A 12356-nucleotide genomic window follows, 5' to 3' on the forward strand; every position below is an offset into this window, starting at 1 on the left:
GTGAGCTAATTTGATTGTAGGCCTTTATAGACCGTACCTCGTCTATCAACATCTAGAACCAGAACAACAACTTTATTCTCCATGACTTGATATACCAATCCAAATTGATCAGTAATGTCCTGGAAGCAACGCAGATCCTTCAAAGCATCTTTTCCAATACAGCTATTGATACAGTTATTGAAACAGCAAAACAAACGATAAAATATAAGCAATCACCTACTCAAAAAGCTCAACAACCAAAAGCCGTGAGCTAATTTGATTGTAGGCCTTTATAGACCGTACCTCGTCTATCAACATCTAGAACCAGAACAACAACTTTATTCTCCATGACTTGATATACCAATCCAAATTGATCAGTAATGTCCTGGAAGCAACGCAGATCCTTCAAAGCATCTTTTCCAATACAGCTATTGATACAGTTATTGAAACAGCAAAACAAACGATAAAATATAAGCAATCACCTACTCAAAAAGCTCAACAACGAAAAGCTGTGAGCTATAGAGCAAATGTGATAAAAACACGTACGTGTTTAGAGGTACATAAGTGGACAGGTTCCTGACACATAAATTGTGTAAGTTGTATAACTTATGATTATTATGTAATCAGGGTGCTTGATAACCAATTCTGGATCATAAGTAGTTATCTACAGCTGTTTAATGTAATAGAGTAATAGAATTCTGCAACTCAACCAAGAACTGTCAGATCAGACAAAGTTGTCTTCCTGAGTAATTTATCTACAGTCTCATCTAGTATAATGTCGTATTTTTGCTCGACAAAATGTCGTATTTTTGCTAGTTTAAAGGTATGTGAAAACTGATGTATAAGGGAGATGCGATGACAACTAAAGCGAAAATGCAAATGCGCATCAAACGCTCAAAACGTTATGTTTTTATGCGTGATGATTTTAATGACATTGCGAATTATGACCAAATTGGAAGAGTTCTGCGAAACTTAGTTCAAGAAGGTGAGCTAATTAAAGTTGGTTATGGTATTTATACCAAAGCAAGAAAAAATCAAATTACCGGCAAAGTAATGCCAGCCTGTCCAGAAGGCGCGGATGCAGTGATCTTAGAGGCATTAAAAAGATTGGATGTGCAGGTTACGTTAGGAGAGGCTACGGAAAAATATTTATCTGGTCAATCCACCCAGATTCCAGCCTTTACTCAAATTAAAACCCCGCGTCGTTTTACACGCCAATTGTCTGTAGGTCGTAGCCAAATTAATGCCTGATATAAAAAATGTGTTTGCAGATGTCGCTGATGCACTTGGTATTGGTGCAACTTCTATTGTTGAAAAAGATTACTATGTTGTCGAGTTATTGAGACTATTACAGTCTCTAGAATTTGAAACGCATGACTTGGTTTTTGCTGGTGGAACTTCTTTAGCTAAAGCAAATATTCAGTTAAATCGGATGTCTGAAGATGTGGACATTAAAATAGTTCCAAAACCAAATATTGCATTAAGTCGCTCTAAAGCTAAAGTTGTACGTAAACAATTGCTTCATCAAGTACAAGACAAAATCTCTCAATCTGATTTCTTTACAATTGAAGAGGAACCAGTTGTCTGGGATGAATATCGTTATATGGAATTATTAATTCGATATCCTCAGCATTTCAACCAAGCTCCCTGTTTACGACCATTCATTAAATTGGAATTAGTTGAAACAGACTTACTTGAGCCTTTTGAATCTAGAAGTATCACCTCGTTTGTGTATGACTTGGCTAAGAAAGGGAAGCCAGTCGATGCTTTTCCCTCCGTCACAATTGTCAGTACCAGTATCGAGAAGCTGATAGCAATTTTAAGGCGTACAGCGGCCTTTGCTAGAAATGCTGAAAGAGCTGATGATGAATCATTAGTTCGACATGTGTATGACTACTTTAAAATTACCTATGGTAAACCACAAGATTTTGTTTATTTAGGGCACTTAGCTACTAAAGTTATAAAAACTGATATTGAGCGTTATGGTCGTCAGCATACTCTTATGGTTGAAGACCCGATTGCTGAATTGTTATTTGGTTTAAATGAATTAAGTCGTAATCCACTCTATAAAGCCAGGTTTAATAATTTTGTTGTTCCTATGGTGTTCGGGGACAAACAAATATCATGGCAGCAAGCCTATTCACATTTTCAGGACTCAGTTCAACAGATCTTCGCTAACTTAAAGTTGTAAATGTAGAAAAGAAATTAGCTTAAGCACAATAGATTATTTATTTACAATCACTCTTATTACAACTAAATTTGTCAAAATTCTTCAGAGTTTTTTCTTTGAATTCTAACTCGTAACTCATCGAAGATAGAAAATGTTAATTCGCTTGAAATTTTTTTTGAATTAGCCTAAGTATAATTCTTAGGCTATTCTTAAAACCATATTTCAAGCTGCATAAAAATTCGATTAGGCAATTGTTTTAAAAACCAGGTCCGTAATCGTAACTATTTTCTTGCGTGGACTCTTTACGACTATTACGTGATGTCACAGATTGATTTTTATAGAAATTATCAGCTCTATCTTCCTTATTTATTATACTAGGATCTTTAGGTTCCAAACTTAATTCTCTCCTTGGCGGTTTTGGTTCAGCACTGTCATTTTTAGCAGCTGAATTACCAATTGGACTATTCTCAATTGCAGCATTCACTTTTTGCTGAGCAGTGGTTTTAAATTCAATTTTGATATCTTCTGAATCAGCAATTTGTTGTACTTGTTTTTTAAACTCATCTGTTCCAAAAACTAAAACAACACCAAACTTGGCTCTTGCCAGGAATAAAGCATCACGGATATGCTCATGTTGATGACTAACAACTGTAATTTCTGATGTATTTTTCGTTTCAAAAAATGCAACTTTTTTTTGGTCCAGATAAAATTTTTGTCCAAATTTGTATTCGATTACATAGTCTTTTCTAAAAAGAGATGTCATTTGGGATTGCTGATGAGGTATAGACATTTTCTTTGAAGATTCTAATGTATTCAAGCGTTCTCCTTCTTGTTTTTTCTGAAGCTTGAGTCTTCGAGTGTATTCAAAGTATTGCAGCATTTGCTCAAACTCAGATTCAGCTAAATTTTCAGGAAGTTTGATTGTTCTTTTCTTCTCAACCTTAGGCACGAGCTCTAATTCTAGTGTTGAAGATGAAGACTGAGAGTTGTGCTTGTGTTCTTTTGGCTGCTTGAGTGGAGAAATATGTAGATTAAAATAAAGTTGCCAACATTGTTCAATCTCAGATGAATTGAAATATTGCTTATTTAGTTCTTTATGCTGAGTATAAATCAGATTTTGGATCCTAAGCATGAGGAGATCCTGATCTTGCTTATTAATATCAGGCAATTTCTTTTCATCAACACATTTTTTTAATGTTGATTGCAGTGACTCCATTGGTAAACCGCAACAATTTAAGAGCAAACAAGTTTTAATAATGGCTGTACTTTGATTTGTGTGCGTGGATCTAAATTTTTTAAAGAGTTCAGTAAAACACGACTCGATATTGTTTTGAGAAAGACGTTCGAAACTTGGTAATACTCTCTCATGGTTTGTGTCGATAATCTGTTCTTTTTCTTTGAGATCTTTTACAGTAGCGTGGAACAATTCTTTAAATTCCGACGTACCCCTGAGCGTTCCTTTCTTTTTAGAATCAAGTGCTTTTATACATTGTTGTAGTCGGGTCACGGAATAATTACTGAACACCAGGATCCCATATCTATTTTGAATGGCTATCGGTTCATTCTGATCAAAGAGGATTTTTGCTTTTTCAATCCTAGGGTTATCTTGGCAAATAAAATTTTTAGATTGACGTTGATCAAATAAAAATTGTTGTTGCATAAGCAAGTGATGTGAGGGGGGGAAAAACTTTAAAAAATCTGCGTAAGACGTTATTTTCGAGGAATCAAAGCTTGAAGAAAATGGAAAGCTTTCTTGCAGTGTTTTAGAGGTCTTTTTACCCAAGCTTTTATGTTGATCGTTATATTCTTTTCTTTGCAATGCTCTTGAATTTATTTGATCAGCAGAGTGCTGGTAATGCAGCAGAGTAAAAATGACATCAGATGATTGCTCTGGAAATTTCTGCTGCCATTGTTTTAAAAAATTATTTTTATCATGCTTATAATTTTCATTTTTAAGAGAAATTTCTTGGTATCCATTTTTACGATTTTTACTGATTGAATCCTTTTCTGCCTTTATTTTTAGATAAACATCATGAAGATTAGTAACTAAAAAATCTTCATTTTTAAATAAATGGTAAGAATGTACAGTTGTTTCTGCTGATTGAGAGTGCCGAGATGTTTCATTTAGTTTTATAAGAGGGATAGTTTTAATATCACTATCTTTAGCCGTAAAATCTCCCCATTTTTTTTCTAAGTTTTTGAGAGTCGCTTGTTTATTACAAAATAAAGAGGCTTTAAACGTGAGTTCTTGCTCTTCGCTTGTCTTAATTTTAAAAGTACTACCGTTTCGCTTTTTCTCATAAAGAATGCCATGTTGAGCTAATTCTTTATGCCAGTCTTGCCAATTTTCAGCGTTTTTCAGTACTTGATTAACGCAATGTCCAATATAGCGTTGGTAGTCTTTGCCTGATTCGCTTTCACTGCTCATTCGACTTTTTTGTTGATGTCGATGTTCTTGATCTCGAATTTTTGAATAAATTTTTTCAGCATCAGGCTGAGGTATATAATCTGGATTTTTTTCACAATGTCCCGTGTCATGCTTATAGATAAACATTGGATTAGGCTCTGGTTCCCAGCCCTGTTTTGCTTCAATTTCTGCTGCAGCCCGATGTACAGCATTATAAATCCAGCCATCTCCAAGATCGATCACTTTATTTTCATTGTGTTTATTTTTTTTGAATGGATGAACTTTATTGACGATTAAATGAAAGTGAACATTGTCTGTATCCATGTGCATTGCATATTGCATTTGTAGTTCTTCTGCACTGAGATGTTTCGCTAAAATATCAATTTGTTGTTCTAATTGCTCAGTGGTTGGAACCTCAAATTTTTTAAAACTTCCGACCATGTGTACGATCGGGTCAATCACACGAGAGTTCAAACTGGCAGTTTGTGACATTTCTATTTTTTGATAATGAGGATCATCATCTAAAAAGTTTCTAAAGTTTGAATAGACACATTTTTCAGAGAGTAAGTCTTCATCAAAACCAGGATGAAGCTGATGAATATATTCAGACAAATGGTGAGCACGTGTCTGCTTCGGATGATGAATATAATCCGATAATCCAGTCACACGTTCTTCTACTGAAGACCCGATCGTATTCGCAATGACTTTAATAATCATACTTTATCCAATCTATCATTGAGTCTACGCACAGTCATTTTGATCTCCGGGATGAGCTGTTCTATTTCATCCAATTCATGAAGAATGAGTCCTGTATCTTTGAGTTTTTCCAAAATTTTTGTCAGTAAAATTCCCATGATTCTCACAGTATGAATGTCCTGTTGATCTGAAATACTGAACTGGGTATCCGAGAAAATCTTCAAACGTAGATAGTTAGATTGAGCCATATGTAATGCCGCACAGGCAGCACTAATTTGTTGATGTTCATCTGCTGTAAAGCGAATAATGATTTTTTTGTTTCTCAATGTTTTGTCTTTCATTTTTTTCTACTATATGCAAATTGAGACCGAGCGGAGCGAGCTCGAGATTTGTGATTTTGGACGATGTATATTACTCGTCCCATCCTGTATATTTTTAGCGGTCAGTGAATGAACTGAAGATGATGAAAATCATGCTTGTTTTCCCTTTTTTTTCTTAGCGCAAAAAGTTACATTTTTCAGTAATTTAAAAATCAAAAAAGGGTCATATTTTGCCATTTTTATGAGAGTAAATATTTCGAATAATGAGCTTATAAATTTATTCTTAAGGAAGAAATATGATGCAAGATCAGAATATTTTAAAATTCGATAGTGAAAATTCGGATAATATAAATTCTGAATTCTCAACAGATAATTCTTTTGAAGCTCCTCAAGAAAGTAATTCTAAGCCTTCAAAACTTGTTGAGAAGAATCAAAAAATATATAGCAAAAATGATTCTAAAAACTTTGAAAATATTCTTCTTTGTTATATAAAAGAATTGAATGAAAAGACCATTACACGGAATCAATTGCTTACTCAGCATAAGAAAACTTTACTTCAACTCTTTGGTCTTGGTGCAACAACCGGAGAAGTACTAGACTTTCTAAAAAGAAACAATTTTGTGGGTATTACTGAGGAAACTTTAAAAGAGTTTTTAAAGAAGAAAAAATAAATTATGTTGTGAAGTAATCAATAAAAATTACTTCACACAAAGCAATTGATCCCACTTGAAGTAATTTTGAGTGAGTTGGTTACGTGACATATTCCAGGTTCTGTTCGGTAACATACTTGCACCAAGAGCGAGTTTGGTTTTACCAAACTTATGATGGATTTCCTCAAGTGAATCCATCAAGATATTGTCTAAGCCAACTTGCTTCATGTCTGTGAAAAGGTCATAAGTATGCCTGGCTTTTGGCTCCAGACAAGTCAGTATCACGCCACACTTCTTGAAGCCTACATCCTTCTGATATAAATCATCTATCATTTTGATGGCAACTTTACACAGCGTTAATACATTGTCAGAGGGTTCAGGTAAAGTGATTGCTGCAGACTTGCTGTAATACGGTTTATGCGTATCAAATGGATTCGATTGTACAAAAGCCATCATGTAACCACACAACATATTCTCACCTCTTAAGCGAGCTACCGCATCTTGTACATACAGGCTCATGGCCTCTTTCAGATCGTCAATATGGTAAATCCTTTGACCAAACGAACGACTCGCAACAATTTGTTTTCTAGGGGCTTGAGTATGCTCTAACTCAATACAAGCAACTCCATGCAGCTCTAATAAAGTTCGATGCATGACGATAGAGAATTGCTCTCGGATCATCAGTGGGGAAGCCATGACAAAATTCATTACAGAATGGATGCCCATACTGTTGAGCTTGTACGTATGTTTACGTCCTACACCCCAAATCTCACTTACCTCGATGGATTGGTACAGAGTCTCGGTAGAGCAGTAATCCATTGCAACCAAGTTGCATACACCATTCAAGTAAGCATTCTTCTTGGCAATGTGATTGGCTATCTTTGCTTCAGTTTTCGTTCGACCTAAGCCAATACACACAGGCAAACCAAGCCAGGTGAAGATACGCTGACGAATCTGTTGAGCATAATCGGTTAGATCATCCTTCTCTGAAGGAGCGGTCAGATCAAGGAAGCATTCATCAATCGAATAGACTTCTTGCTCGTCAGGAGCGACAAAGTCTGAAAGGACTTTCATGAATCTGCGAGACATCTCTGCATATAAAGCATAGTTACTTGAGAGCACTTGGACTTTATGCTGCTCTACGATGTCTTTAATCTGAAAGAAGGGAACTCCCATCTTGATACCTAAGTCCTTGGCTTCCTGAGAGCGTGCAACAGCACAACCATCATTGTTGGAGAGAACAATGACAGGCTTGTTATTCAGACTTGGATTGAAGATACGCTCACAACTGACATAACAGTTGTTGATGTCCACTAGAGCAAACACCTTGTTTGTACATTCCATGTGATGAAACCAATAAAGTAGAGTTACTTGCGTTTCCGGAACGGTTTGATGACAAATGTCACTACACCCCAAATCACCATCTCTTGCCCATCATTAAGATGAATGTCAGAACAATCCGGATTCTCAGCTTTAAGCCAACGATGATCACCTTCGATCATCAGACGTTTAACAGTGAAGTCATTGTCGATTAGGGCAATAACGATGTCTGCATGTTTGGCTTCAAGACTACGATCAACGACAAGTTCATCATTAATGTCGATGCCAGCATCTCTCATTGAAAGAGAGGCTACTTTGACAATGAATGTTGTTGCCTCATTGCTGATGAGGTGTTCATTCATGTCTAGAGTTTTATCTACATAGTCTTGAGCAGGGGAAGGAAAACCAGCAGCAACTTTCTCGGAAGCCAGAGGAATTTGCATGTGAGTGAACGGCTCTACAGGAGAGATTGAAGCAACATCATTAAAGCATTGTTTCTCTGCTTCGTTGAGATAATTCTTGATTTCTATGATCTTGGATACAGGTACTCTTACAGTTTTTGTAGGCTCGTTATATTTTAGCTTTCTACCGGAACCTTCTCGGCTTCCCCCACGATTATTGCTCATGACTTATCCATTATTTGATTTTGTGACAAAATCAAATAATAAACTTTACCTCATTCCAAAAACAAGAGAATCTGGATAAATGGTTAATATGAAAAGTATAAATTCTGGGAGATTTATAAATTTATTGACCTAATTCTTTGTCAGTTAGCTGCCTACCAAGTAGCTCCGAATGTGCATTAGAAAGATTTATATCCTGCAATAAAGCCGCTTCTGAAGGGAATTTTGAAGCTTTAGAATCATACGTATTGACGACTTTTATCACTCCTTTTAATGCCTCCACTGGATCTGAGTCGACATATGAAAGGGAGGGCTGCTCAAGGCAATAAGCTACATACTTTAGGGATTTTTCCGACCATATTATCTGATAGCTATACTGCTTTCTGTTCCCAAGTAACTATTGGTATTCTTTAAAAGTCAGTACTTTAACATGGAAAAGCTTCTACGGCCTTAAGTACAGAAAGTAGTCCATGCATAGTTTGAACCGTACCGGGTTTGTCGGAGACTTTTTTATTTAAGTTAAGCCACCTGACCTAACGGGTTAATCTTATCATAGTACATTGCTTCAAACTCAAAAGGCGACACATAACCCAGTGCACTGTGTACACGCTTTTTATTGAACCAATCTACCCAGTTTAGTGTCGCAAGTTGTACATCTGCTAAACCTTGCCAATCTGCTTTTAAATATTCAATCACCTCTGTTTTGTATAAGCCATTCACCGTTTCAGCCAAAGCATTATCGTATGAATCACCAGTTGTACCGACTGATGCTCGTAAATTTGCTGCTTCTAAACGATTGGTATAGCGAATCGAAAGATATTGCACACCCCTGTCGGAATGATGAATCACATTCTTTGGCATGCCTCGATCGTGCAATGCTTGCTCAAGTGCATCGAGCACCATATCTGTATTCATCCGTGTAGATACTTTCCATCCAACAATTGCTCGTGAGAACACATCAATAATAAAGGCGGTATAGACCCAGCCTGAATTTGTTTGAATATACGTAAAGTCACTGACCCATAATTGGTCAGGTCGATCAGCACTAAAATTACGTTTCACTAAATCATCTGCTCGTTTTTGATCATCTCGGTTGCGGGTAGTTTGTTTGTTCTTACCACGCCAAACACCTTGTATATCTAGCTTCTGCATCAATCGAGCAACTGTACAACGTGCAATAACATAGCCTTCACGTTTCAATTTTTGCCAAACTTTACGTACACCATATCGACCTAAACTTTCCTTCCAAATTCGTTTAATCTCCTCAGCATGATGCAAGTCATGTAAATCTCGCTTTGCTCGATGTTCTGGATTTTCGCAGAGATCTAGAGTCCGGTAATAGGTTGAAGCTGCGATCGGTAAAATCCTACAAATCGCATCAACACCATATAAGTCTTTATTGTTATGGATGAAATCCACCATTATTTGTGTGGGCGGTCGAGCTCCGCCTGGGCGAAAAAAGCGGCTGCTTTACGTAGAATTTCATTGGCACGCTTTAATTCTTTAATTTCACGTTCCATTTGCTTCATTTTTTCTTGATCAGATATCTGTTGTACTTTAATAGGATTTTGCTGATCTAAATGCTTTTGATGCCAGGCACGAAGTGTTTCAGGAGTACAACCAATCTTAGGCGCAATTGCTGTGATTGCAGCCCAAGTAGAAGGATAATCTTTTTCAGATTCAATTAGTAATTGAACCGCTCTTTCTCTGATTTCAGGGGTATATTTTAATTTTGTCATCGGGATAGTCTCTCAGAATATTGACTCTCCGACAAACCCGGTACGGTTCAGTTTCCATCTGTTCTATAGGAACTCCTCCAGTTAATAAATTAGGTGAATTGAGAAAACGGTGCATCCATTTAATATCACCACCATTCAGGCTATAAACAGCTCTGTAAATCCGAATTACGATTATTGCTATTTCCCCTGATTGAGAATTTGGATCTAGCATTAGGCTTGCATCAGATAAATCCATATCAACGCATTCAAGATGCAGAATTCTTACAAATTGCTCAGGTTTTAACCCAAGCTGCTGAGCCGCTTTCCATGAAGCCTGAGCCAAAAGTTTAGATTTATTTATAGGTTGTGAAAGTGGACTCATAAGTATGCCCTTAATATAAAAAATAGTGCTTTTTCTTAAATTATCTGGAAAAATAAAAAGTATCTAAAATTTGTTATATTAGCCCCATAAAAAGCGCGAATCTAGTCTCCACGTTTTTATGACCTTCTTTGAGTAAATTGAAAAATTTTCTGAATAGAAAACTCTCCCAAATATGGGTTGTTCAGTAATCAGAGTTTTTTATTTCTCTTTTAAACAATATGGCTAAATAGGAACTTGATCAGAAAAAACACCACAAAAAATGCAATGGTTGCTCTCCTGGTAATTACCTTGAAATAAAAGCAATAGAAATAATTAAAGTGATGGTTTTTTGCAGATATTCACAATACTGAGTTTGAGTTTTGCTAAGTTTTGCATTTTTTAGCAACTTGAGTTGCTAAAAAATGCAATTTATAGCCATGAATTAAGTCCGCACTCATTTTTATGTGAGGACTTAATTAAGGTTAAGAGCCATCTATCACATAGGATAATAAGGCGTGTTCGTCAAATGCTCATAGAAATTAGTTAAAAGTTGATCATATATATTCTGTAAACTAATTAAAGATACTTGCTGAAATCCATATTCTTCAAAAAATTGATTATCAACAAAATATGCAACAGCTTCATATGTCGTGAGATGGCGTGCAACGTTAAGCTGTTTGCAAAAGCCTGGTTCAAATAGTAATTGTAGGGCCGTAGTTTCGATAATTTTAGAAGCTACTATTTTTGAAATGATCCGTACATTAAGATTTCGGATTTCAGATCTAATTGATTTAAGAACTACATGAGAGGAACTATTCATAATCGAGCCTTTAAGTGAATAGATTTTTCTTAAAAGAAAAATTTACTTAAATTATTTGTTATGAAAGAATGCAAAGGTAAAACGTCGAAATTTTACAATCTTTCATTTCCTGGGTTTGGAATGAAAAGCATGAGTGTCCTATTGTCTAGATAGGTCACTCATGCACATACAATATTGATCATCTAATTTCCCTCCTTAATTTTTAAAAGATGTTTTTTATCGAAATAGACAATAAAATACTATCAATATTTATATGCAAACTTGCCTATTTAGTCAAGTTATTATTGTCGGTTTATGGTGTTTTATTATGATGCTTGAAATGGATGCTGATTTGTTTTGTCTAAGACTAAAAGAAATCAGAAAAATGAGAAAAATGACACAGCAAGAATTGGCGGAAAAATCAGGCATGCCATCTACATCAATTGCACATTTTGAGGCAGGTTCTCGTAAACCGTCGTTAGAAAATTTTTATAAGTTAGTTGTTGTGCTGAATATATCTGCTGATTATTTATTAGGATGTATAGATCAACATACTCATTCAGGGAGCGATCCAATTACAAAATCTATTCAAGCATTACCTGAATCAGAAAGACAGATGATTGAAAAATTCATCTTGTCGTTGCAAAACTAAAGTTTTATATCAAAACTGTGTCACCCTGTCTCTTCTTAAGATCAATATGACAATGGTCAGGGTGGGGTTCCCACTATCTTAGAAATTTAGCAGCAGGATTTGGCGGTTTGACCTTCAAACCAGTCATGATACGAATCAGCTCAACAAAGCACTCACTGTTATAGCGTGGCTGATATGGGCGTTTCAGGCGTTTGGATCGTAAAATCTGCAAGTCAGCCGCAATCATGGAACGTAGGGTTTCTACTGAAAGATCGAATCCATGCACGGTGGTGAGCTTTTCATGCGCCAAGGTGGGTCCAAATCCCAACAAATGTTCAAAAATAATGGAAAGACATTTGGTTTTTACCAAATCATCATGACTGGTTGAAAGATTCAAGATTTCAGTAGCACGGACTTGGATAATACGATGATCTTTAGGCGTTGTATTTATTTGCCAGACATAGTGATCAGCATCTATAATTTATATCCAGTCCATGATGGTGAAAACCATCATAAACCAGACATTTTTATTGGTGAGAATATAGACACTTTAAATGGCACTGTTGCAAATAGAGATTTGAGTCGATGATGTTTCCTTTAAAAAGTACTTAGAGACCGAAAACCCTGTTGATTAGACACACTTCACCCTGAGGCTGACCATAATAAAATGACGATGCTTGTC

Annotated in this window: 11 protein-coding genes, 1 pseudogene and 1 other annotated feature; of the genes and pseudogenes, 4 read left to right on the top strand and 8 right to left on the bottom strand. The window is 36.0% G+C overall.

The features are described from left to right. The first annotated feature begins 834 nt into the window (after window positions 1-834). Together FTU87_RS14400 and FTU87_RS14405 are read left to right on the top strand one after the other, a co-directional pair. Window positions 835-1230, top strand: coding sequence for a DUF6088 family protein (locus FTU87_RS14400; protein ID WP_120376154.1), 396 nt, complete (start codon window positions 835-837; stop codon window positions 1228-1230). Continuing rightward, window positions 1223-2170 carry a nucleotidyl transferase AbiEii/AbiGii toxin family protein gene (locus FTU87_RS14405; RefSeq protein WP_120376155.1) on the top strand — a complete coding sequence of 316 codons (948 nt, stop codon included), beginning with the start codon at window positions 1223-1225 and terminating at the stop codon, window positions 2168-2170. The genes FTU87_RS14400 and FTU87_RS14405 overlap by 8 nt, the downstream gene beginning before the upstream one ends. 235 nt (window positions 2171-2405) lie before the next feature. On the opposite strand, the gene FTU87_RS14410 is transcribed toward FTU87_RS14405, so the two are convergent. Further along, window positions 2406-5273 carry a relaxase/mobilization nuclease domain-containing protein gene (locus FTU87_RS14410; protein WP_180083592.1) on the bottom strand — a complete coding sequence of 956 codons (2868 nt, stop codon included), beginning with the start codon at window positions 5271-5273 and terminating at the stop codon, window positions 2406-2408. After that, entirely contained in the window at window positions 5270-5593 is a 324-nt protein-coding gene (locus tag FTU87_RS14415) for a hypothetical protein (RefSeq protein WP_120376123.1), read from the bottom strand. Before FTU87_RS14415 ends, FTU87_RS14410 begins: the two co-directional genes overlap by 4 nt. A 275-nt stretch (window positions 5594-5868) precedes the next feature. On the opposite strand from FTU87_RS14415, the gene FTU87_RS14420 reads away from it, so the two are divergent. Beyond that, the gene (locus FTU87_RS14420; protein ID WP_120376124.1) at window positions 5869-6243 is read left to right on the top strand and encodes a hypothetical protein; all 375 of its coding nucleotides are present in this window, start codon (window positions 5869-5871) and stop codon (window positions 6241-6243) included. 27 nt (window positions 6244-6270) lie between these two features. Here FTU87_RS14420 and FTU87_RS14425 read toward each other — a convergent pair whose 3' ends face one another. The 5 genes from FTU87_RS14425 to FTU87_RS14445 form a co-directional block, all read right to left on the bottom strand. After that, complete coding sequence (locus FTU87_RS14425; RefSeq protein WP_120376125.1) at window positions 6271-7566, bottom strand: Y-family DNA polymerase; 1296 nt, start codon at window positions 7564-7566, stop codon at window positions 6271-6273. A 23-nt stretch (window positions 7567-7589) separates the two neighbouring features. After that, the gene (locus FTU87_RS14430; protein WP_120376126.1) at window positions 7590-8168 is read right to left on the bottom strand and encodes a LexA family transcriptional regulator; all 579 of its coding nucleotides are present in this window, start codon (window positions 8166-8168) and stop codon (window positions 7590-7592) included. 516 nt (window positions 8169-8684) lie between these two features. Then, window positions 8685-9904 (bottom strand): IS3 family transposase gene (locus FTU87_RS14435; RefSeq protein WP_180097709.1). Its coding sequence is split into 2 segments (ribosomal slippage): window positions 8685-9628 and window positions 9628-9904, totalling 1221 coding nucleotides; the frame shifts between segments, so codons are not numbered across the junction. Further along, window positions 9513-9629 (bottom strand) — a sequence feature (AL1L pseudoknot). (Overlaps the previous gene by 117 nt.) After that, the gene (locus FTU87_RS14440) at window positions 9879-10265 is read right to left on the bottom strand and encodes a hypothetical protein (RefSeq protein WP_180097711.1); all 387 of its coding nucleotides are present in this window, start codon (window positions 10263-10265) and stop codon (window positions 9879-9881) included. The genes FTU87_RS14435 and FTU87_RS14440 overlap by 26 nt, the downstream gene beginning before the upstream one ends. Window positions 10266-10740: 475 nt before the next feature. Beyond that, window positions 10741-11064, bottom strand: coding sequence for a hypothetical protein (locus tag FTU87_RS14445; protein WP_180097713.1), 324 nt, complete (start codon window positions 11062-11064; stop codon window positions 10741-10743). Window positions 11065-11371: 307 nt separating this feature from the next. Between FTU87_RS14445 and FTU87_RS14450 the strand changes: the two genes are divergently transcribed. Then, a complete protein-coding gene (locus FTU87_RS14450; protein ID WP_120376129.1) occupies window positions 11372-11695 on the top strand; it encodes a helix-turn-helix domain-containing protein in 324 nt (107 codons plus the stop codon). A gap of 92 nt (window positions 11696-11787) precedes the next feature. On the opposite strand, the pseudogene FTU87_RS14455 reads toward FTU87_RS14450, so the two are convergent. After that, window positions 11788-12098: pseudogene (locus FTU87_RS14455) on the bottom strand (ISNCY family transposase); the annotation flags it as partial. Window positions 12099-12356: the final 258 nt, after the last annotated feature.

The sequence above is a fragment of the Acinetobacter sp. YH12156 genome, from assembly GCF_013418235.1.
Lineage (GTDB): Bacteria > Pseudomonadota > Gammaproteobacteria > Pseudomonadales > Moraxellaceae > Acinetobacter > Acinetobacter pseudolwoffii.

Coding starts and splice junctions, on each gene's coding strand:
- FTU87_RS14400 (WP_120376154.1), top strand. CDS start 835: ATGACAACTAAAGCGAAAATGCAAATGCGCATCAAACGCTCAAAACGT.
- FTU87_RS14405 (WP_120376155.1), top strand. CDS start 1,223: ATGCCTGATATAAAAAATGTGTTTGCAGATGTCGCTGATGCACTTGGT.
- FTU87_RS14410 (WP_180083592.1), bottom strand. CDS start 5,273: ATGATTATTAAAGTCATTGCGAATACGATCGGGTCTTCAGTAGAAGAA.
- FTU87_RS14415 (WP_120376123.1), bottom strand. CDS start 5,593: ATGAAAGACAAAACATTGAGAAACAAAAAAATCATTATTCGCTTTACA.
- FTU87_RS14420 (WP_120376124.1), top strand. CDS start 5,869: ATGATGCAAGATCAGAATATTTTAAAATTCGATAGTGAAAATTCGGAT.
- FTU87_RS14425 (WP_120376125.1), bottom strand. CDS start 7,566: ATGGAATGTACAAACAAGGTGTTTGCTCTAGTGGACATCAACAACTGT.
- FTU87_RS14430 (WP_120376126.1), bottom strand. CDS start 8,168: ATGAGCAATAATCGTGGGGGAAGCCGAGAAGGTTCCGGTAGAAAGCTA.
- FTU87_RS14440 (WP_180097711.1), bottom strand. CDS start 10,265: ATGAGTCCACTTTCACAACCTATAAATAAATCTAAACTTTTGGCTCAG.
- FTU87_RS14445 (WP_180097713.1), bottom strand. CDS start 11,064: ATGAATAGTTCCTCTCATGTAGTTCTTAAATCAATTAGATCTGAAATC.
- FTU87_RS14450 (WP_120376129.1), top strand. CDS start 11,372: ATGATGCTTGAAATGGATGCTGATTTGTTTTGTCTAAGACTAAAAGAA.